This window comes from Methanofastidiosum sp. (genome assembly GCA_013178285.1).
In the GTDB taxonomy this organism is placed as follows: domain Archaea; phylum Methanobacteriota_B; class Thermococci; order Methanofastidiosales; family Methanofastidiosaceae; genus Methanofastidiosum.
Genome location: JABLXD010000015.1, coordinates 1 through 22,722, shown reverse-complemented (window position 1 = coordinate 22,722; position 22,722 = coordinate 1). Strand labels below are relative to the sequence as shown.

Here is a 22,722-nt window from a genome sequence, read left to right as displayed (position 1 = left end):
TCTAAACACCTCAAATAATATTATTCTTTAACTCCTTTGGCCCAGTTTTTTACAGATTCGTAATCGTGCAATCCACAGAGAAAAGTTTCATTTTTTTTATTGAACAAAAATGGCACGCCCATACACCTTGATTTTGCATATTTCATCATTATTGACTGATTTATAGAATTGTGCCAGACCTCAAATTGAGTTACTTCAATTCCTTCTACTTCTTTTAATTTTAGCAGATGTTTTTCCATTTCTTTACAAGTTGGACATTCTGCGCCATAAAACTCCATTAGATCTGATTCTTTGGGAATTTTGACACCTCCAATAATAAAATATTATAGGGGGTAGAATTTTAAATAGTTAATGTAAAAAAAATAAAACAAAAATCAAAGAATAGTATATAATTTATAAAAATAATAATTATGAAAAAATATTAATCCAACAAGAATATAGCAGCAGCTATGACAGTTGTCCATTTCCCACAGGAATCCCCTTTGGTTGCAATAGCAATACTTTCACTGTCAATTATTTTACCGCTTGCTTTGTATATCTCGTTTCTCTCATCCCAAGCAGTATCTGGATTAAAATCTATACCTAAAGTAGTTGCTAACATTGTTGCAGCAAGATCTTCGGCATAGTCACCAGAAAACTTTTCATCGTAACCAAACATATGCACTTCACTTAAGTATCCATAGTTACCTTTTTCAGCCGGGACTGCAAGTCCTACTGCAGCAGATAACTGCCTATTTGGTTCATCTGTTGCATTCCGTGCCATTACACAAAAAGTAATTTGACCCGCTTTCATGCATTTAAGTCCTTCTTCCCGAGGTATAATCTCACAATATGGGGGAAGAATGCTTGAAACATAAACAAGATTACATTTTTCTATTCCAGCTTCTCTTAGTGCAAGTTCAAAAGATTGAAGTTTATCTTTATGAACTCCTTTTCCTTTAACAAAGAACACCCTTTTAGGCACCATGATTTAAAACTATTAAATTGATATTTAAGCGTTTTGGAACGCTATTAATAGACAAATGCCCCTTTAATCCTTTAATAGAAAGTTTTAATGAAATTGATTACTAATAACTTAATTAAAAAATTAAAAAATCTTAATTTAAGTCTTAAATTCAAAATAAACCTATAATTTAACTTTAATTGAAATTTTAAGCTTAATTTGACTCTTTAAAATTAAATAAAATTATTATATTAAAATATTCTAAAACCTTATAAATATTAAGAAACGACAAGAGTAATATGTTCCCTATTGCAGATGAAAATTTTTCAGTAGAAAGGCCCTATATTACATATAGTTTAATAATCACAAATATTGTCCTTTATGCAATTAATTTTTTTACATCTGATTCATTGAACACCATATTTGCATTTGTTCCGAAAGATTTCCTTATGGGGATTGAGCCTTGGACAATTATAACCCATCAATTTATGCACGGTGGATGGGGGCATCTACTAGGGAATATGTGGTTTCTAATAATATTCGGAGACAATATCGAAGCTACCCTTGGAAAAGGAAAATATCTTATTTTTTATTTATTGTGTGGTGTTATTGCAGCACTTTCACATATGGCTTTTAATCTTGATTCAATTATACCTACTGTTGGTGCATCAGGTGCCATATCTGGAGTTTTAGGTGCTTACATAGTTCTTTATCCAAAAAATAAAATTAGCACAATAATCCCTTTTGGATTTATTAGAATCTATAAAGTAGAGGCGCTTTACTATCTTATCATTTGGTTTGTTATACAACTACTATTTAGTTTCACTGATCCTTATGGTGGAGTTGCATATATGGCCCACCTTGGCGGATTTGGAGCGGGGGTAGTTTTAATAAAACTGTTTGGTGGAAAAAAGAAAAAAGTACAAGATAATTCTCTTTACACTTGGGAAAATTACTATGATAAAACTTAATTACCAAATTGACTGTGAAAATCTTTTGAGTTCTATTATAGAGAAAAATCATTAAGGAATTTTGATTCTTCCAAAAGATCTTTACAACAAGAGATAATCTTCTTTTTGGTTCATACAGACTTAGAATAATGGCCCATATAAACAGTTCTGTCGGACGGAGCTTTTTACTCCTTATTAAGCTATATTGAATAGGTAAATGTTTGATAGATAAAATAATGAAATACTCTTATATATTGTACCAATAGGCCAGGAAAAAAGAATAAAATTAAGATTTATTTGCGAATAAATAAATCCATCCCGACTTCAACAATTATAGCCAATACTATTATTGCTGCACAAGCTATAGCAGTTAATGCAACTTCATTTTGAAGTCCATATGTTATATCTGTCCTCTTAATGTAAATTCCTAATAGAGCCCATACTACAACAAGACTGTATGCTACATCTTTTCTTGTTATTAACATTATTAATGTAATCGCTAATGCAGCGATAATCACAAACATTGCCCAGATTACTTCACTTATACCAAAGCCATCCCAGTTAATTGTAACAAGAAATGCAGTAATGTTCGCAATTGTTGCTACTGTTATCCAGCCAAGATAAACGCTAATTGGTATCTGGACAAATAACCTCTCTTTCCTAGGTATCTTTTCTTTACCTATTTCAAGATTTAAGTACAATTTAATGAGGGAGAACAAGAGAACTAGCATTATAATCAAAGATAAAAGTACTTGTTGGTAATGCCATGCAAATATCCACCCCATGTTTGCAAGACCAGCTAAGAAGAAATAGTAAGACGTTTTCTTTAAGAATGGCATTTCAATTTTTTTCTTACTAAATAGATCTCTCGCTTGATAAGCCGCAAAAAGAATTATCAAAATATATATTACTCCCCAAATGGAAAAGGTTAATCCAGCAGGCACGAAAAGATTTGGAATTTCATCAGAAAGCTGACCTGCAGTCTTCCCATTTAAAGGTAAAGCGTTAGAAAGATAATTAACAAAAAGTGTTCCTATTACAGCCAATATATTAAGAATTTGGAATAAGGATTTATTTTTATATTCTGCCATATTATTTAATAAATTTATAGAAATATAAAGGTTTCCAATAATTATCTAGTCAAAAAAGGATCTATTTAAATCTGCAATATTGCTATAACCTCTGCTTTCCCAGTATCCTCTAAAATCTTCGTTTTCAGATAATTCAATTTTAGTAATCCATTTAATCCATTTGTAACCCCATTTATCTTCGGCCACTAAAATAAAAGGATAGCCTGTTGCTTGAGTCAAAGTTATCCCGTTTATTTTATAACCAATTAAGATATTATTTTTTACAATATAATCTAAGGGAAGAGAGGTTGAATATCCGTCATATGCATAAAAAATAACTGTTGTTGCTTTTGGGTCAAGACCTACCTCTTCAAAAATATCATTTAGTAATATCCCTTCCCAAAGGTTTTTTGAATTCCAGCCTTCAACACAATTTATTTGCACGACTTTCTGGTACTTTTGATGGGTATTAATAATTTGATCATATGTATAATATTTTTGTTCTTTAACTAATCCAGATATTTCTAATTTGTAATCCGATATTTCTATCTTCTGCGGCCCTTTAATTGAAACGTCTCTTACTTCTATAAAAGAAGAAAGATTTTCTCCTTCGTATTCTCTTATTTCAACAGACTGCAGTTCTTTAATCTTATCTTGAGTTGCACACCCTGCTGCAAATATTATTAAAGAAAATAATATTACTAAAAGTATCCTACTAATACAATTCATTTTATACCCATATTTGTTATATTTTTATTTTATAAAACAGTATTTCGTATAAAATAAAACATTTAACAAACTAATTCATAGAAATTATTTCAATTAAGGCCATTTTTTTATTTTTTATATTCAAAATGTTAGTAAATTAACATTAATCTTATATATCTTTCATTACACTTTATTAAAGGGGATTTAATGAATATTATTGATGGTGGTATCACAAAAGTTAAAGGAATTAAAGGCCAAGGAGTTCATGCAGGATTTAAAAAAGAAAAATTAGACTTCACGATTATTTATTCGGAACAATTGTCTAATGCAGCAGGAGTTTTCACAAAAAACAAGGCTGCTGCAGCCCCAGTTATTGTTGATCGGGAGTTCCTTTCTGATGGAAAAGCACAGGCAATTGTTTGTAATAGCGGGTATGCAAATGCTTGTACTGGTGAAGAGGGTATAAAAGATGCTTTATTTACTGCAGAATACACAAGCGAAAAACTTGGCATTAAAAAAGAAAATTGTCTTGTATTCTCTACAGGAGTTATAGGAATACCTATACCCATGGATATTATGAAAAGTGCCATTGAAAAGACTATCCCAATATTAGATAATTCTACTAGTACATCTGAAAATATAGCAAACGCCATACTAACTACCGATTTAGTAAAAAAAGAAATTACTGTTGAAAATGAAGGATATATAATATCAGGGATTACAAAAGGCAGTGGGATGATACATCCCAATATGGCTACAATGCTTTGTTTTATTTTTACTGATGCGGATGTAAATTCAAATATTTTAAATGATTGTTTAAAAGCCTCAGTTGCCAAATCATTTAATAGAATATCTGTTGATGGTGATACAAGCACAAACGATTCTGTTGTCATTTTAGCTAATGGACTTTCAAAAGTTAAAATTGATACGGCAGAAAAATTAGATAGTTTCAAGAAAGCACTAGACTTAGTTTGCATTGAACTTGCCAAAAAAATTGCAAGGGATGGAGAAGGCGCAACAAAACTAATTGAATGTGAATGCATAGGTGCAAAGAGCCAAATTGATGCAGATGCAATTTCTAAATCAATTATTTCATCAAGCTTGGTCAAATCTGCCATATTTGGTGAAGACCCCAATTGGGGAAGAATTGTGGCCGCTGCCGGGTATTCTGGAGCAGATATGGAGTTAGACAAAATAGAAGTTTATCTAGGGGAGTTGAGAATAGTAAATAAAGGTAAGGGTGAAGGAGTTTCCAAAGAAGAATCTAGAAAAGAGTTACAAAAAGAATTTATAAAAATTAAAATCGATATGAACTTGGGAGAGTTTTCTTCAAAAGCATGGGGTTGTGACCTCTCCTATGATTATGTTAAGATAAATGCTCAATATCACACTTAGAGGGATAAAAATGAATTTGGAAGAAGCAAAAAATATGGAAAGTAATTATGTATTCAATACTTATGGAAGATTCCCATTGGTTGTTGAAAAAGGGGAAGGATGTTACTTATACGGTACAGATGGTAAAAAATATCTTGACTTTTTGGCAGGTATTGCTGTTAATTCACTTGGCCATGCCCACCCACAAATAGTAAAATGTATATCTGAACAGGCAAAAAAGGTGATTCATGTCAGTAACTTTTACCATATCCCTTCTCAATATCTTTTAGGGAAAAAATTATGTGAGGCATCTGAACTTGATAGGGCTTTCTTTTGTAATAGTGGTGCTGAAGCAAATGAAGGTGCAATAAAACTAACTAGACGTTTTCAATCTCAGAAAGGTAAAGATGAAATAATATACTTTTCACATTCATTCCACGGGAGAACTATCGCAACTTTAATGACTACAGATAAAGACAAATATAGGGCTGGCTTTGGTCCATTTCCCCCAGGTTTTGTTAAGGCAGAGTTTAACGATGTAAATGACATTGTTGAGAAAGTAAATAGCAAAACAGCTGCATTCTTAGTTGAGCCTATACAAGGAGAAGGCGGAATTAATATAGCCTCAAAAGATTTTATGAAAACGCTTTCGGACCTTAGGGAAGATAAGGGAATATTGATAATTTTTGATGAAGTACAATGTGGCATGGGAAGAACAGGAAAATGGTTTGCATTCCAACACTATGATATTATGCCCGACATTATGACTTTAGCTAAAGCTCTTGGTAGTGGAGTACCAATAGGTGCAATTGTTGCTAAAAAAGAAGTTTCTGATGTTTTAAAGCCAGGAGATCATGGAACTACTTTTGGAGGAAATCCTCTTGCAACCTCTGTTGGATTAACAGTAATGAATACAATTGAATCGGAGAAATTGATTGATAATGCAAAAAAAATGGGAGAATATCTGATTAAAAATCTTGAGTTTATGTTAGACTTGCAAAATGTTAAAGACATACGAGGCATAGGTCTAATGGTAGGAATTGAGTTTGAAGATTTGTGTAGTGATTTTGTAAAAAAATGCTTTGATAACAATCTACTAATTAATTGCACAAGGGATAAAGTAATTAGACTTGTTCCGCCATTAATTGTTTCAAAAAATGAGATTGACGAAGCTTTAGAAATAATGAAAAAATCAATTTAATTATTTCTGTAGCTCAAGAATAGTTGCAGCGATATCTCCTTTATTTTTTTCTAAAAGATTTTTTGCTTTTTCTTTATCTACGCCTGTTTGGGCAACTACTAATTCAATGTCATCTTCATTTATTTTTATCTCAATTTCTTTTGTTTCTTCTATGTAGTTACCTGCAAGTTGATATGTTTTCTGGCCCATCATTGTAGTTTCAGTGACTTGGGGCTTATCAAATATTATTTTTTTATCTTTAGTGAGAATAATAACTTTCTCTGCAGGGATATCTTTAGTTGATACTCCCATCTGCTTCATCATTTTCTGCATCTTTCTTTGATCCATCTTTGGGTACATTGCATCACCTAAAATTTAAAATAAAAGAAAAAATATAAAGTTAACTATTATTTTCTTTTTCTTCGTGATAATATATAGTATGCAACTGCAGAACCACCAAGTAATGCAGGCAACTCAAATCCCGGAACACCTTTGACTGGAGATTCGGGCTGTGAGTCTTTTACTGTGACATACATTATATCTTCTCCGGTATCGCCTTTATCATCTGTAACAGTCAAAGTTACTTTGTAAACGCCAGTAGTTGTGTATTGATGAAGCGGTTCTGGATCTATTGAAGATTTACCATCTCCAAAGTCCCATTTGTAACTAACGATGTTTCCATCTTCATCAGTAGATTTTGTTCCGTCAAAATGAATGGCTTCTCCAACTTTTGTTTCGAAGTCACTTCCGGCGTTGGCATTTGGGAATTTGTTTGAAGTTTGAGTTGGAGTTGTAGGTTCTGTTGGGATTGTTGTGACTTCAGTATTTTTATCTGGTTGGTCTCCTGCATTGGCAAAATTAACGGTATTGAAAAAACATACGTTGTTACTGATTCTCATTTCCGTGCTGCCTCCCATGAATTTCCCAGATCCGCCAAGAAGCCACTTTCCATCATCTGCTACGTGAATGGCCCAGAAATATATTTCTCTATTTACTCGATTCCAAAGTTTCTTTCCATTCCAATCAAATAGATAATATCCATCTTTATCTGCACCTGCTGCAACATATTGCCCTTGTGAAGAAATATCTATCTGATTTACAGCCCCGCCAGTCTTGTATGCCCAAAGTTTAGTTCCTTCTCTATTAAAGTAGAGTATTGAACCGTCTGTACTACCTGCAACTATGTAAGTTCCCAATCCTGTCATTGATATTGTATTGACGGCCGATTTATTTTTATAGCTCCATTTAACATTACCTTCTCCGTCAAATAAATATATATTACCAGTGCTTGTTCCAACGCTAACGTATGGCCCAGTTCTACTTATGTCTATTGTTGCAGGCACTCCACTAACTGAATAAGTCCAAATTAAATCCCCATTTGTTTTAAATAGATAAACAGTTTTTTGTGATCCTACTGCAATATAATTTTCAACAATGCTAATAAAATTCACTGCGCTATCGGTTTGGTATTCCCAAGCCAATTTTCCCTGTTTGTTTAATACAAATAACTTGTCTTCGGCACCTACAGGAATATATGATGCAGTTTCATTAATTGCAAGGATTCTTGTTTCCATTTTCGTAGTGTATTTCCAAAGAGGATTACATGTATAACTTGTGCTTTCCGTTGAATGGTAGTCCCATACCCACCTGTATCTGGTATCGGGATCTCCGGGTAGATATGGCTCCCAGTGGCCACCTACAAGTTCTCTAGAACTGCTCTTTGTTATATCAACTGCTTGAGCGTTATCATAAAGCTCTACGCCATCATTCATTCCTACCAAAGTATATCTTCCATCAGGTGTGAGAAGTATTGCTAAAGCACGTTTTAAACAACCCCATCTAACTCCGTCTTTATCACAAATGAATATCTCTGGCTGCTCTCCAACTCCTGCTGCTGCAGTGTAGTAACCATTCGTAACTAAAGATAGACTTCTTACTGTGTCTGGCACTTGATAACAAAAAGTACTTTCTGTTTCATCTTCAGAATAAACAGTTGTAATAGCCAAAGTCATTATTAGGGCCATTACAAGCCCAATTGAGCTAACCAATATTTTTTTCATTAAGAAACACCAATATATTTTAAATTTTATAATTTAAGTGTCTTTCTATAGAAACATTTGTAACTAAAGAAATTAAAGATACTTAGAATTTTATTAAATATTCTTAGTTAGAATATTTCTTAAGTAATCCCTTAATATATACTCTTGCCCAAATAAATGCAATAACAGAACCAAGAATATTACCTGCTACAAGACCCCACCAAACACCATTAAGACCTATTTTGAAAGTTAGAGCAAATAAATAGGAAAATGGAACTATGAATATTAGTGTCCTAAAGAGTGTAACTATAAGAGAATTAATTCCTTTTGCAGTTCCTTGAAACATTGCTGAAGAGAACATCCCAAATGAAACTAAAGGATAAAAGATTGCTGAAATCCTCAAGAAGCTTACAATATCACTAAAGATTCTAATTCCCCCTTCAGATTGAGTAAATATGGCAGCGATTTGTGGCGCAAATAAAAAAACAAATATTGAAACAAAAACTTCAATTAAGAGTCCTAACTTTACAGAATAGATGTATGCGATGTCTAACTTCTTTATTTGATTTGCGCCGTATGCAGCACCTGAAACGGCAGTGACGGCCGTGGCCATCCCCACTAAAGGTAATGTTCCAAACATTACTATTCGCCAACCAGTAGTATAAACTGCTATACCGTCAGTTCCACCAACAGAGACCACTATTAGATTTAATCCCAAAAAAGAAAATGACATTAATAATTGAGATAATGAAAATGGTATGCCAACTCTTAGAATATCTATCAAAATATATTTATGAAATCTAAAATTAGAAAGATTAATTGATACATAGCTACTCTTTTTGATGAAAAGCCAATAGAAAAGTATCCCTGAAGATATTGCGAGTGATATAATTGATGCCCAGGCAGCTCCTGCAACGCCCATCTTTAAAGGATATATGAATATAGGGTCAAGAATTATATTCAAAATAGAGCCAAACGCCATGGCATACATTGACCTCTTTGCATCACCTTCTCCTCTAAGAATTGAATTCGCGACATTTGAAAAGAAGATGAGTAAGGTTCCAGCAAACATAATCTGGGCATATATTGTTGCATCTTCAATTACATTTCCTGCGCCCATTAGTTCAAATATATTTCTTGAGAATACAAAAAAAGGTATAGTAATAATAATTCCAAGAATGGCCATTAATACGATAGTATGGGCTGCAACATTATCGGCTTCTTCTTTCTTATGGGCGCCAATAAATCTTGATATTGCAGCACTACCTCCCATACCTATGCCAGATCCTACGGACATAATCATGAAAAAGAAAGGGAAGAAAAATCCAACAGCTGAAAGGGCATCAGGACCCAGGAAAGAAACCCACAATGCATCTGCAAAATTATATAGCGTTTGAACAAGCATTGCAATTATCATTGGCATTGATAGTTTGAGTATGGCCTTTTTGGGATCCCCTAAAAGTGTCTTTATTCCTTCAGTATGTTTTATTTCTTGATCATTAACAATTTCATTAGACATAGTCCGACCTATAGAATTAATAGACTTCCAAATCTAAATTGTTTTTATAAATCTATCCATAATTATGAAGCAAAAAATTAAATAGTTTATACTACATTTTATGAAAAGATTTTAATAGTTTTAATTTTAAAAATAATTATGAATAACGACAGTATAGTTAAACTTCCTAAAATGGAAAAGCCAGAATACGATAAACTAATCTCAAGACAATACCTCTGCAGAGTTGCTTTTAGAGGAAATAAATATCCTTATATTGCACCGCTCCTATATATTTTTAAAGAAGGGCATATGTTTTTTTTATCAACTAATTATGGAAAGAAAATCTCTTATTTTAGAGAGTATCCATATGTCCTAGTGGAAATAGAAGAATATGAGAAGGATTTCTCTGACTTTAGTTTCGTGGTTCTTTCTGGAAAACTTATTGAAATCAATGATGAAAAAAAGGATGAGAATATAAGGAAAGATTTTGTTGATATGATCAAGAAAAGAAGGCTTTCTAAAAATATAATGATTGCTCTTGGCCATTCACCTGAAGATCCCCTGGAATCCCTTGTTGATGAAAAAAGAAGTATAGTTTGGAAATTGATTGATGTTAAAGAGATTAAAGCATTTAAAAAGAGTTAATTTATTCCCAATAGTCCCTGACTTCACACGCATTAATATCTTCAACAGATAACAGCCCATCCGGATATGGCTCAAAGAAACTTTGATTTTCTAAATATTTTTCATCAAATCTCAAAATCCAAGATTTTAAAATATTTGTAGGAACACTTAAGGATACGTTTCCTTTTCTATACTTATCTATTATCTCTAAGAAAAATTCTTTCTCTTTTTTATTTAGATTTTTGGATATGTATCCAAATCCATGTGAAAGCGTATTTATGTTAGGAGAACATTTAGGAGGCTTTGAAAAAAGAGCATATAGATGTTTTTCATAATTTTGAAATATGTTTTCAAGAGAAGCTTTGTCCATATGTGCAACAATCCTCCCAAGTTCTTTTGTTTCTTTTTGACTATAAGCACTAAATAGCAGTTTATTGTACGATTGGTATTCGACTAAATCTTTCTTTGACATTGATTTTTTAACTTCTCTAAAACTTCTTAAAGCATATATCTTAGTAAGAAAATGCTGTTTTATCCTAGAATTAGTCAATCTTCCTTCATCTTCTATTGCAAGATTGGGATATCTATCTAGGACTACTTTACCAAAAAATCCCGGTCCTTTTGATTCTTTTGGTGGTTTTCCGGATCCAGAATATCTCTTAACATCTTTGATGCCACAAGAAGGTGATTTTGATTTTAAGATAAATCCATCAATATCAATAAGATTATCCAAAAAGGAATTAGAAAAATCAATCATTTGTTTAGTGACATCTTTTTCTGTTTTTGGTTGTATTAACTTTAAATCTCCACTGAATGAAACAATTCTTATTGGATCTCTTGGAACCCCAAGACCTATTTCAAATTCTGGACAAACTGGAACAAATTCTACAAATGATTTTAACTTTTCTACAAAATCACTTGATATCATTTGACCATTATACCTGCAGCTGTCATACTCTATACATTTACTTACAACAATTTTGGGTTTCAAAAAGTCTTTCAAATCATTCACCAAGATTTTTTGCAATCTCTATCATTTTTTCTACATCTTTATCAGATGCTAAGCCCATCCTATAAATCTTATTATGCCTTCTTTATCTAAAAGAAAAACATAACCGTTTTTTATATCTTCAATGAAAAGGTAATTAGTATAATTTTTGTAATTACCGTAGTAGGTTACTACATTCTTATGTTTTTCAAGTGGAATACCTGACCTCATTCCTCCGTCGATTGAACCTCTAAAAAACTTCCAGAGCCCATCCAACATTGGAACTTCAAAATAGGAGTATCCCTCTATATTGGAAAATTTATTTTCAAATGGTATTGACCAAGAATCAATTATTTCTTGAGCTTCACGAACAAATGCAATAGCAATTAAAGTTACTTTTCCATTTACCATATCTGGAAGTATCACTTCTGTTTTTGCTAAAGAATAGGCGGCAATTTTTGGAAATTTTTTTCCTATCGCTTTTTTTGATTCCATGACTAAATATTAGAAGTATAATCATTTATCTTTTTCGCATAGGCATCAGCATCAAATTTTCTCCTAAGCCCTTTATCATTCATATAACGTATATTGCCAAAAATTTTCCTTTCTACCCAAGGCCTATCATGCTTTCCAAAACACCATGCAATCCCAGTATATCCATTTGGATCGCGGCCATCCAATTCGTATTTATCGTTCAGGTAGATCAATATTTCATAAGCATCTTTTGGGGAATTAGTCCATTCAATGACTTTCTTCCCCCAGTACATCCTCATATATCCATGCATTTTACCGGTATAGATCATTTCGTTTTGAGCGGCATTCCAGTAAGGGTCATGGGTATTTGAATTTTCAAAATCCTTGAGAGAATAGGTATGCTCTCTTGAGTCTTTTTCATGTAACTCTAAAGTTTTTTTACACCAATCAGGTAACCCCCCAAAGGAGGAATATTGAGTATTATAATAAACGTAGTTCATTGAAAGTTCTCTTCGAACAATTAGTTCTTCTAAGAATGCTTCCTTTCCAGGACTATCAGTTTGCTGAATTTTCAAGGCAATGTACAAAGGAGATATCTGACCAAAATGAAGATACGGACTCATATTTGATAAATAGTCAAGGTTTGGATTATTTCTTAAATCTTCATATCTATCAAGTTTATGTTTGATAAAATATTCAAGATTATTTTTAGCTTCTGAAGTTCCTCCAAATAAATAAGGTGATTGTTGTACACTTTTATCGATCTTAAGGGATTTAGTTATGTCTTCTATTTCATCCATATTTAAAGAATCTATTCTAAAGGAGAGGGAACTTATAGTAGGTTTGCTTAATTTCAACGGTGAAAGGTAATAATTTAAGAGTTTATTTATTTTTGGCCTTATGGTTGCAGCTGCGTATTCTTCTTTTTTTGATGCTTCTTCTACTGGAACAACGGTATTAGTTTCAATTTCAATTAGGGGGCACTCAATATTTTTTGCTACATATTTTCTCCAATCTTGTTCAAATCTTTGATACCCTTTATCGACAACTACAACTGAGGCGCCATTTGAAATTTCAGTTGCCCCAATTTCGGCCTTTTTTTTCCATGTAACAAATTTAATTTCTCTATCCCCTAAAGATTTTTCAACTTCGTATAATCCTTCAAGCATAAAAGAAATATTTCTTGTATTTGCATTTGGAAAATTTTCATTTAATCCGAAAAATACGATTAAGGGTTTATTTAGAGAATTTGCTTTTAAAATTGAATATTCTAAAGCGTGATTGTACTCTGTTCTTTGAGAAGATTGCATCCAGTATAGAACGTAATCTCCATTTTTTTCATTATTATTGTTCAAATATTTTATTCTTTCGCTTTGAATCAAAACTACACCTTAAAGTCACTAATTATTCTAATATAGATAATTTTCGGTTAAAAAAGATAAAATAAAAAATTAATTCTTTTTATCTATTCCTATCATGACTCCAGCGTAAAGAGAGAAGCCTATCATCCCAGTTATGAAAGACGCGATAGCAGTTCCAATGAAAGGTACATTTGATAATATTCCAACTAAGGCCAAGTTTAAGACTAAGACCAATACCCAGGCTACAATGTAATCTCCAGTGAAAATGTATTTGGCAATATCATTGAGATTAAAAGCTTCAGAGAATTTATCTGTTTTAATGTACTTCAAAACTGCAACTGGCGCCACATATGTGGCTATTAGTATTAATATGGCAAAGACAACGACTAACGGCAAAGCTGCAACTAAATATGGAAGAAACATAGGAAAAAATTCTTCTGGATTCATGGTTTGAACTCTTTGAGGGCCCATAAAAGCAAGTTTTCCAAATAATGGACCAAGTGCAACGACGAAAGCAATTATTCCTACGATCAAAGCAGGTATTGCATATATGAATGATATTATTAGGCCTAAGAGACCTTTGACAAAGAATCCTCCAAAATCCTCCCATTCTTCCATTTTTTCACTTTGTTCTCCTTTTTTTATATCCGAACTTTCAAGTATGTATCCATACGAAATTAAGTTCACAATAGGGATTATGTTAATTACTATCCCAATAAGGAGTTTTCTGAAGTCAGAAAAAGGTTTTCTGAATGATATGTTATAGTTTACCATCAGATTGAGAATAAAAAAATCATTTATATACCTTTTGAACATAGCTTTATAGTAAAGTTTAAAATATTCTTCAACAAAAAGATACTATGCAAAATAAATTCGTGCTAATATTTGGGATTTTCGCAATTTTATTTTTATCTACCGTAAGTTGCGCATTTTCCGAGGAAACAAATAGTATTTACATTAAAGTTTATGAAGATGGAAGTGCATTATGGAATCTTGAAACAAGATTTGAACTAAAAACTCAAGAGGATATTGATTTCTTCAATGAATATATGGAAGCATTAGATATGGACAAAGAGTTCACCATCCAAAGAAAGAAAGAATCCCTTCAAAACATAATCAATACTGTAGCCTACTCTTCAGGAAGAGAAATGAATATTGAAAATATTTCTTTGAACTATCAAATTGTAGATTCTATTAATAAAAAGTATGGTGTTGTTAATTTTAAATTCTTGTGGAAAGGCTTTGGCCTAAAGGATAAAGATCATATTATAATCGGAGATTCATTTAAGGACGGTAGTCATATAAAAGATGGGGAGGTTCTAGTAATAGAATTCCCTGAGGACTATTCAATAAATAGTATTAATCCAGAGCCTACTGAAAAAAGAGAGAATATATTATTTTGGCATGGCCCCAAAATATTACTAGAAAACGAGCCAAAAATTGTTTTGGAAAAAAATTCATTAATAAGCTCTATTAATCCCTTGATATTTGGGATAATTGCAGTTTTTATTATATTAGGACTTATCGTTTATTGTATTCTTAGAAAAAACAAAAATGTACCAATATTACTGTCTGACCAAGAAAAAGTAATAAATTTATTAAAATCTTCTGGAGGTAAATCTTTCCAAAACGATATTGTTTCTAGATCTCGCATGTCAAAATCTAAAATAAGTCAGATAATTACAGAGATGGAGAAAAATGGGCTAATAACTAAACAGAAATATGGAAAAAATAATTTAATAATACTAAGATAAAAATAATATTCAATATTATTCTAAAAAATAAAATATTGCGAATATCGCATCTTTATTGACATAATATTTTAATTATAATATAACAGAAAATAAATAAATAAAAAATACGCAATAATTTATCTTAAATTATTATTAATTGAATTAACTTTAAAAAAAGGATTTTATTATTTATTCTATGAGAAAATTAGTTGTAGGTACATTTTTTGCTTTGTTTTTTTTATTAATTGGGGCAGTAATGTCTTCCAATGTTTTGTGGAACGTTAATACTGAAAAGACAGTATATTCAGTAGAAATAAGTCAAGAGGGTAACTTCATTGCCGTAGGTTCTCTTGATAATAATTTTTATCTTTTTTCAAAAGAGGGAGAGCTTTTATGGAAATATAACTCAGGAGATAGAGCCTTGGCAGTTGATATGACCCCTAATGGAAACTATATTGCCGGAGGATCAAGAGATAAAAACGTTTACTTATTTTCAAAAGAGGGAGAGCTTTTATGGAAATATCAAACTTTGGATACGGTTGAAGCAGTTGCAATTTCGTTCGATGGCTCTGGTATAATTGCAGGATCAGATGACGGCTCAGCATATTATTTATCAAAAAGTGGAGATCTTAATTGGAAACTTGAAACTAATTCTCCTGTCACGACGGTAGCTATTACTCCTGAAGGGGCATATATTGTTGTTGGTTCAAATAATCAAAATATTTATCTCATGTCTAAAGATGGAAAAATAGTTTGGAGTGTAAAAACTTTAGGAGAGGTTACTTCAGTTGATATATGTTATGAAGGAAAGTATATTGCTGCAGGTACAAAAAATGGTTGGATATATATCCTCTCAAATTCAGGAAGAATTATATATCAATCAAAAAGGAATGATGGAGTAATTAATGTTAAAATAAATCCTGAGGGGAATTTTATTGTTGCGGGATCAAGAGAAGGAGGAACTTATCTTATTTCAAATGAAGGGCAACAATTATGGAAAGCTCTTGAGGATAAAGGAATATACTCAGTTTCTATTAATAGCGATGGGAGTATCATTGCCGCAGGTTCTATGGACAAAATCTATGCGCTATCCAACAAAGGAAAAGAATTATGGAGTTACCAAACATTTAATGACCCAAATTATATGTATTCAATTAATTCCTTAGTTTTATCCTTAGATAGTTCTAGTGTAGTCACAACTTCAAGAGAAAAGGTATTTCTATTTAGTACAGGTGAAAAAAAAGAATTTGACATCTCCAAATATTACCTAAATGAAGAAGAAAATTCAAATAAGAATATTCCCAATCAAGAGATGGTAGAAAATAAAGGGTATTCTGTCGAAAGAAGAATTGGAATACTCGACATGATTCTCAGACTATTTGGGATTAAAGATAGAGCTGTATAATTATATCTTTTGGCATTTTGGGCAGTAATATGAAGAAGAGCCGAGCACATTTTCTTTTACAATTTTATCCCCACATTTTCTGCAGATGGGGCTATTTTTATCCATTATTCTAGCATATTTTCCGGGATTTCCATAAAGGTCATATTCGTCTGCACTACCACCAAGTTCAATTGCAGTAGTGGTTATTTTAATAATTGAATTGTAAAGATTATCTTTTTCTAATTGGGTAAGATTAGAAACTTTTCTTTTTGGATGAATTTGAGCTTCAAATAAAATATCATTTATATAAACATTTCCAAGTCCCGATATTTGTTCTTGGATATTAAGTAATGCTTTGATTGGCTTTTTTTCGTTTTGTAAAAGTATACTATTAAAATAATCAGAGGTAAACTCTTCCTCATTTGGTGAGTGACCAATACTTCCTGCATATTTATGTAAATTTTTCTCTTCTTCTGTTGCAACTGTTAAAAATGCATAAAGTGAAGATTGAAAACTCATCTTGGTTCCATCATCAAACTGAAAAAGGACATGGAATTTTTGAGGTAAAGATTTTTCGTTTTCAAAGTATAGGAATTTACCTATAATTTCTCCAAACATTAAAAAATTATTATTTTCAAATTCAAAGAATATCCATTTACCTTTTGGTGTAATTTTCTGTATAGTACTATTCAAAATATCTTTCTGCCTAGTGTCAAGATTTGACATACCCTGTTTTATTATAGAGCTTGAATATTCTGTTAAAACAATATTATTAATTTTCTTACCAATTAAAATATCTCCCATCTGTTTTGATATCTTTAATATTTCAGGCAACTCAAATCCCATAATAATCAATTAATAATGGGCCTTCTCAAATATAATACTATTGGTAAGAAAAACATTAAGATTAAAGATGTTCTGTTTCAGACATTTTTCATCTGATTTTTTTATAAATATCACCATTAGCTTTATAAAGCGTTTTTTAACAGTCGATGGGGTGCATTGATGAAAAATATTGAATTAATAATAATTGTTGTTTTAATGGCTTTGCCGTTTTTCTTGATTAGAAGCATTGATTTCACGACTTACATATACTGGACTGTTGTAACAATCGGCTATCTTATTTACATCGCATATTCTACAAGGGCGTGGGCAAATGAATAACATGATCATATTAATTGGAATATATGCGGTAATAGGAACTATCATAGCATTATATTCAAGAGGTGCAAAGACTCAAGAGAGCTTCTTTATTGGAGATAGAAATATAGGTGGAATAGTTTCCGCTCTCACTTACGCAGCTACTACCTACTCGGCATTCATGATGGTAGGTTTGGTGGGACTGGCATATGCAACTGGCGTGGGTGCATTGGGATTTGAATTGGTATACCTTGTGGGAACATTATTCTTCCTATCCTTTTACGGTCCAAAAGTCTGGAAGATTGCTAAGGAAAAGGGTGTTGTTTCCCCATTTGGTCTTTTAGAGCACAGGTTTGGGTTAAAAACATCTAAAGCAGCTGCCATAATGTCTCTTGTTGCACTTGTACCATACACATCAGTTCAACTTACAGGCGTGGCCTTAATAATCGAAAAGAATGCCAATCTTAATTTCTCAACTGGTATACTAATCGTTGCAATTCTAGTATCTCTTTGGGCTTTTCTAGGAGGTCTTAGAGGCGTAGCATTGACAGATTCAATTCAAGGAATTTTGATGATTTCTGTTTCAATAATTGCTTTAGTTTGGGTATCTCTGAGGGTTGATTTTTCTGCAGTTTCTTTATTGGGCCAGTCGATGTACGTTCCAAATTCTGTATGGACCCCAAAGTTCTTTCTATCGCTAACAATACCTTGGTTTTTCTTTGCCCTTACAAATCCACAAGTGTTTCAAAGAATGTTTATTTCAAAGGACATTTCTGCACTTAGAAAGATGATAGTATATTTTGGCTTCTTTGGAGTATTATACGCAGTAATAGTCACATTGATCGGAATTGAATTAAAAATTTTAACAATTAAAGGACTCTTCCCCTTGGTAGAATACAGAGACAACGTCACCCCAACTCTTCTTTCGATAATGCCGGAATGGCTATCCCTGTTATTGGCTTTGAGCATACTTGCTGCTGCAGTTACAACTGCTAATTCAATAGTTTTGACCCTATCATCGATGGTCTCAAGAGATATTGTAAAGGAGAAAGGCATTTTTTACGGCAGAATTGCCATAGTCTTGCTTACTGTTATAATTGCGCTGTTTGCAGTTAGAAAGGTAAGTTATATTGTAGAATTGTCAGTTCTGTCTTCTACAATACTTTTATGTCTACTTCCTCTCGTATTTGGACTATTCCACTTTAAAATTGGAAAGGATCTAACTGGAGTATTGACAATTATAAGTGGTTTCGTTGTCTCTGTAGCTTTGACCTTTCTAAAAATAACACCTTTTGGCATTCCAATACCTATAATAACTCTAGCTGTTTCTTTCTTGGCTTTCTTGATTATTGGAAAAATTGAATCTCAATAATCTTTTAATTTTATTATTCAATCAAATCTACGCCAAAACCCCAACAAAAACAGTCCAAGAAATCCAAATGGTGCGGGAGCTGGGCGTATTTTTTTATTACTAATGCGCATGGATAATGTATATATCACAACTACCTATTCTCAATTTATGGGAATTTACAAAGAAAAGGTTTTGCTTTCAAACGAAGAAGGGCGTTTGATAAAGTCTGACATATCTGAATCCAATGTCAATATAATAAGAGAATTCAAAAGATATCTAATTGCCAGCAGAATCGGAATATTGAGGACAGTCCGCTACATGATTGATTTAAGGATAATCTGCCAAAAATACAAGGATAAAGATTTCACTACTTGGACTTCCAAAGACATAATTGAAGTTTTGGAGAAAATAGAGATTGAAGATCTATCTGATTCGTCCAAGAATGAGTACAGGAGAACTTTTAATAAATTCTTCAAGTGGCTGAAAGGGGAGAATTGGGCAGACCTCAAAGCATTGAAAGGCGATAGAAAGCATTCAAGAAAACCACAGGTCTTAACAAAAGAAGAGGTGCTTAAGCTACTTGAAGGTGCCAAACACCCCAGAGATAAGGCTGCTATTGCTCTTTTGTATGACTGTGGCCTTAGAATTGGTGAGCTTGCATCAATCACCTTCAAAGACCTGACATTTAACGACTATGGTGGCAAGGTCAAGGTCAGGGGAAAAACCGGGGAAAGATTGGTGCCATTTGTAATGGCCGAGCCATACATCAAAAACTGGATTCAAATTCACCCTAATCCAAATGTTAATGAGCCATTGTTTGTTGGAACTGGAAACAAGAACTTTGGCAAACCCCTGTTTTACGAATCATATCAGAATCTTATCAAAAGGGCGATAAAAAAATCCGGGATTGAAAAGAAGGTAACGCCCCACATTCTAAGGCATACCAGGGCAACTCATCTGGCCTCAAAATTGACCGAATCTGAGATGTGCCATTACCTTGGCTGGCAGCTTGGCTCGGATATGCCCCGAGTTTATGTTCATTTATCCGGGAGAGACATAGACAATGCCATCTACAACAAGGTCTATGGCCTTAAAATTGAGGACGCCAATAAAGACGACACTATAAAACCGGTAGCATGCCCTCGATGCAAGGAGGCCTGCGGCCCAACTTCGGAGTATTGTTATCGTTGTGGAATGCCTCTAAAAGAAGAAAAAATCTTTGAGTTGGAAAAACATAGTAAGGAATTAAGAAAAGAATTCTTTGAACTAGCAGCGGAAAACCCCGAAATGCTGAAGGGAGTAAACATGTTCATGGAAATGATGGAAATTATTAATTCAAATCCTGAAATGAAACAAAAGATATTTGAGTTACAGAGAAAAGGTGAGGTATAATAACTCACTTGTACCATTATACAATCCTTTAACATTCCCAACTTCTATTAAAAGATAGGGCCAATTCGTTTGACCTTAAAATTAGGGCCATAATTCTTTCTAATTCAGATTTCTATTGATTATTCTTTTTTAGATTATACTCATGTAATAGTTTCTCTTCATCTTCAATACATTGTTCTCTTGATTTATATAACGAGTCATAACTTTCATTAGTATGTTTATGCTTATTTTCTTTATTGAAACCGTATCTATCATACTCTTCTTTGTCATATCCTTCTAGATCATATTTTGTTCCTGTTTTTACATGAATGCCCTTCCAATCAAAACCTTTTTTATCTATCCAATTCTTATCGTAACCATATTCATCATATTTTGTTTTTGTTATTTTATGAATTCCTTCTTTATCAAATCCCCGGCCATCATACTCCTCAGATCTGCTTTCATCCTCTTCTGGATTATCTAATAATTCATCTAACCCTTCATTCTGAAAATGACCATAGTATGGTTTAAGATTATTTTTCAATAATTCCTCTTTTAAAAAATTATATAGTTCCTTAGAAAAATTGTGCTTTGGATACTTTGGGTCAGTAAGTTTTGTTAAGTAATCAAATGTATTTTTGTTCCCCTCGTCGTTTGACAAATCTAGCTGATTAGTTTCAATAAAATTTAGAATAGTTTCGTATATACTTTTTAGATATTTATTACCTTTAAAGTTAGGTTCCTTTTCTTTTAATTCTATATACAAAATATATTTTTTGTCTAATTCTTCTTCATCAAATTTATCTATCTGTTCGAAAGATTGGTCTCTAGGCGTTTCGTTATAATTAGGGTCTTTGTTTATTGACATCTTATAAAAAGGATTTTTATTTAGTTTTCCATTTTTATAAGTTAGCCACTCTCCTCTTTTGGCAAGATCAAGATAATCAGATTTTTTTAATACATAAAAATATTTTTTTTCTTCTATGTCATCGATAACTAAATAATAGATAGTTGCCAAATCCTTACCTGGAGAGTTGCGCAGTATCCTCCCAAATCTTTGAATTGTTTGTCGAGGTGATCCGGAGAACGCAGAAATTATGGCAGTGGATGCATCAGGAACATCAACTCCCTCATCTATCAATCTTGGTGCTATTAATACTCCTCTACTTGCTTTATTAAATTGACTTAGAATCCAATCCCGGCCACTTAATTTACTATGAAGCATAAATACCTTAAAATCAGGTATATGACTATAAGCGATTTCAAGCATTTCTTTTAGATCTTCACAAAAATCAATTCTTTCATTGAATATTATAATTTTATTATCTAATTCCATATCCACTAAATTTTTTATCAACGGCTTCTTGTTCGCTGCTTTGTATAAGATGTCCAATCTTTTTGTCCACAAACACATCAATGCATTTGCTTTACTATGTCCTGGAGATTCTTCAGATTTTGCAAGTTTCTGTATTTTCTCCAAATAATCTTTATGGGTTCTTTTTATTCTACCTCTAGTTATTTTTTCAATTCTATAATTAAGATCGTTAATATTTGTAGTTAATTTCTTATGCTCATCTAATTCTTTAGGCATTAATTCTACAAATATACTATTAATAATCAAAGGCGGAACTTCATCCGGGTCATCAAAATGACTTCTTTTGTAGATAATTGGACCAATTCCATCTTCAATTCTTTTTGTTCCGTCAGGATCGTTATGTCTTTCAGGTGTTGCACTAAGTCCTAATCTAAAAGGGATATTATTTTTAAAAATTTCATTTGCATTTGTTGTTCCGTAATGGTGGCACTCGTCTGCTATCATGAAATTAAAACTATTAAAAAAATGCACATCATTAAGATAAGTAGATGCAGAATTTTGAACAAAAATAACTATATTCCTATCTGCTTGTTTCTCTTCGCCGTAATAAAATCCTATTTCGTGAAAATAGACTCCTTGACTTACAAGTTCCCTTCTCCATTGGTACATCAAATCAATTGTAGGAACAACAATGCATGTCCGTAAGTTTTCTTGTATTTTCTTCAATTCTTGAATACAATGTATGGCAAATCGTGTTTTACCTTTTCCTGTTGCAACTTTGATTATGCCCCGACAATCATTTTCAATAAATTTCTCATATGCTTCAATTTGCCATTGCCTTAATTCTAAGGACATGCATAAAAAGAGATAAGAAATAATATAAAATTTACTATTAATCCAAAAGATTACTATTAAACAATAATGTTGGCATTATTTTTAGGGTAAAATGGAAAAGAATTATTTTTCCCTATTTTCCATATTTTTTTCCATATCCTTAAATATGTGAAAAGTAAAAGCTTATTCATGTCATTTTTATTTAAAAATACTAATACACACGTCGCATTGGATATTATCATTCAAAATAAGTATATTTAGGACGATAACGGACTGCTGGACCTTTTTAATAAGACGGGATATGATAGAAGTCTGCAAGGAATAAAACAAATGATTTATGAGCTCACTCGATGCGGTCTTATCACAAGAAATAATTTCAATGATC

Annotated in this window: 21 protein-coding genes; 8 read left to right on the top strand and 13 right to left on the bottom strand. The window is 32.3% G+C overall.

Going from position 1 to position 22,722, the window contains the following annotated elements:
- Positions 1–20 precede the first annotated feature (20 nt).
- Complete coding sequence (locus HPY60_06185) at positions 21–278, bottom strand: hypothetical protein (GenBank protein ID NPV50770.1); 258 nt, start codon at positions 276–278, stop codon at positions 21–23.
- Between the two features lie 143 nt (positions 279–421).
- Positions 422–967, bottom strand: a complete 546-nt coding sequence (locus HPY60_06180) for an arginine decarboxylase, pyruvoyl-dependent (GenBank protein NPV50769.1) — start codon at positions 965–967, stop codon at positions 422–424.
- Positions 968–1,242: 275 nt separating this feature from the next.
- On the opposite strand from HPY60_06180, the gene HPY60_06175 reads away from it, so the two are divergent.
- Positions 1,243–1,914 carry a rhomboid family intramembrane serine protease gene (locus HPY60_06175; protein NPV50768.1) on the top strand — a complete coding sequence of 224 codons (672 nt, stop codon included), beginning with the start codon at positions 1,243–1,245 and terminating at the stop codon, positions 1,912–1,914.
- Between the two features lie 272 nt (positions 1,915–2,186).
- Here HPY60_06175 and HPY60_06170 read toward each other — a convergent pair whose 3' ends face one another.
- A complete protein-coding gene (locus HPY60_06170) occupies positions 2,187–2,984 on the bottom strand; it encodes a hypothetical protein (GenBank protein NPV50767.1) in 798 nt (265 codons plus the stop codon).
- A gap of 45 nt (positions 2,985–3,029) precedes the next feature.
- Positions 3,030–3,692 (bottom strand): molybdopterin-dependent oxidoreductase, encoded by a 663-nt coding sequence (locus HPY60_06165; protein ID NPV50766.1) that lies wholly within the window; start codon positions 3,690–3,692, stop codon positions 3,030–3,032.
- A gap of 186 nt (positions 3,693–3,878) precedes the next feature.
- Between HPY60_06165 and argJ the strand changes: the two genes are divergently transcribed.
- Complete coding sequence (argJ, locus tag HPY60_06160; protein NPV50765.1) at positions 3,879–5,066, top strand: bifunctional glutamate N-acetyltransferase/amino-acid acetyltransferase ArgJ; 1,188 nt, start codon at positions 3,879–3,881, stop codon at positions 5,064–5,066.
- Between the two features lie 10 nt (positions 5,067–5,076).
- Positions 5,077–6,246, top strand: coding sequence for an aspartate aminotransferase family protein (locus tag HPY60_06155; protein ID NPV50764.1), 1,170 nt, complete (start codon positions 5,077–5,079; stop codon positions 6,244–6,246).
- Here HPY60_06155 and HPY60_06150 read toward each other — a convergent pair whose 3' ends face one another.
- The 3 genes from HPY60_06150 to HPY60_06140 form a co-directional block, all read right to left on the bottom strand.
- Entirely contained in the window at positions 6,247–6,585 is a 339-nt protein-coding gene (locus HPY60_06150; protein NPV50763.1) for a nascent polypeptide-associated complex protein, read from the bottom strand. It abuts the gene before it with no gap.
- 47 nt (positions 6,586–6,632) lie between these two features.
- Complete coding sequence (locus HPY60_06145; GenBank protein ID NPV50762.1) at positions 6,633–8,285, bottom strand: PKD domain-containing protein; 1,653 nt, start codon at positions 8,283–8,285, stop codon at positions 6,633–6,635.
- 103 nt (positions 8,286–8,388) lie between these two features.
- A complete protein-coding gene (locus HPY60_06140) occupies positions 8,389–9,783 on the bottom strand; it encodes an MATE family efflux transporter (GenBank protein ID NPV50761.1) in 1,395 nt (464 codons plus the stop codon).
- A 138-nt stretch (positions 9,784–9,921) separates the two neighbouring features.
- Here HPY60_06140 and HPY60_06135 point away from each other — a divergent pair, with 138 nt between their 5' ends.
- The gene (locus HPY60_06135; protein NPV50760.1) at positions 9,922–10,407 is read left to right on the top strand and encodes a pyridoxamine 5'-phosphate oxidase family protein; all 486 of its coding nucleotides are present in this window, start codon (positions 9,922–9,924) and stop codon (positions 10,405–10,407) included.
- A 1-nt stretch (position 10,408) separates the two neighbouring features.
- On the opposite strand, the gene HPY60_06130 is transcribed toward HPY60_06135, so the two are convergent.
- From HPY60_06130 to HPY60_06115, 4 genes are all read right to left on the bottom strand, one after another.
- The gene (locus HPY60_06130; GenBank protein ID NPV50759.1) at positions 10,409–11,389 is read right to left on the bottom strand and encodes a DUF1722 domain-containing protein; all 981 of its coding nucleotides are present in this window, start codon (positions 11,387–11,389) and stop codon (positions 10,409–10,411) included.
- A 57-nt stretch (positions 11,390–11,446) separates the two neighbouring features.
- On the bottom strand, positions 11,447–11,869 hold the full coding sequence (locus tag HPY60_06125; protein NPV50758.1) for a hypothetical protein: 423 nt from the start codon (positions 11,867–11,869) through the stop codon (positions 11,447–11,449).
- Positions 11,870–11,871: 2 nt separating this feature from the next.
- On the bottom strand, positions 11,872–13,230 hold the full coding sequence (locus HPY60_06120; GenBank protein ID NPV50757.1) for a deoxyribodipyrimidine photolyase: 1,359 nt from the start codon (positions 13,228–13,230) through the stop codon (positions 11,872–11,874).
- A gap of 69 nt (positions 13,231–13,299) precedes the next feature.
- Complete coding sequence (locus HPY60_06115; protein NPV50756.1) at positions 13,300–13,983, bottom strand: DUF4013 domain-containing protein; 684 nt, start codon at positions 13,981–13,983, stop codon at positions 13,300–13,302.
- 86 nt (positions 13,984–14,069) lie between these two features.
- Here HPY60_06115 and HPY60_06110 point away from each other — a divergent pair, with 86 nt between their 5' ends.
- Both HPY60_06110 and HPY60_06105 read left to right on the top strand, forming a co-directional pair.
- Positions 14,070–14,963, top strand: coding sequence for a DUF4897 domain-containing protein (locus tag HPY60_06110; protein ID NPV50755.1), 894 nt, complete (start codon positions 14,070–14,072; stop codon positions 14,961–14,963).
- 175 nt (positions 14,964–15,138) lie between these two features.
- On the top strand, positions 15,139–16,347 hold the full coding sequence (locus HPY60_06105) for a PQQ-binding-like beta-propeller repeat protein (protein NPV50754.1): 1,209 nt from the start codon (positions 15,139–15,141) through the stop codon (positions 16,345–16,347).
- Here HPY60_06105 and HPY60_06100 read toward each other — a convergent pair whose 3' ends face one another.
- Positions 16,348–17,172 carry a hypothetical protein gene (locus HPY60_06100; protein NPV50753.1) on the bottom strand — a complete coding sequence of 275 codons (825 nt, stop codon included), beginning with the start codon at positions 17,170–17,172 and terminating at the stop codon, positions 16,348–16,350. It abuts the gene before it with no gap.
- A gap of 319 nt (positions 17,173–17,491) precedes the next feature.
- Here HPY60_06100 and HPY60_06095 point away from each other — a divergent pair, with 319 nt between their 5' ends.
- Entirely contained in the window at positions 17,492–18,838 is a 1,347-nt protein-coding gene (locus HPY60_06095; protein ID NPV50752.1) for a sodium:solute symporter family protein, read from the top strand.
- A 147-nt stretch (positions 18,839–18,985) separates the two neighbouring features.
- The gene (locus HPY60_06090; GenBank protein NPV50751.1) at positions 18,986–20,209 is read left to right on the top strand and encodes a tyrosine-type recombinase/integrase; all 1,224 of its coding nucleotides are present in this window, start codon (positions 18,986–18,988) and stop codon (positions 20,207–20,209) included.
- A gap of 112 nt (positions 20,210–20,321) precedes the next feature.
- Here HPY60_06090 and HPY60_06085 read toward each other — a convergent pair whose 3' ends face one another.
- Positions 20,322–22,358, bottom strand: coding sequence for a DEAD/DEAH box helicase family protein (locus tag HPY60_06085; GenBank protein NPV50750.1), 2,037 nt, complete (start codon positions 22,356–22,358; stop codon positions 20,322–20,324).
- Positions 22,359–22,722: the final 364 nt, after the last annotated feature.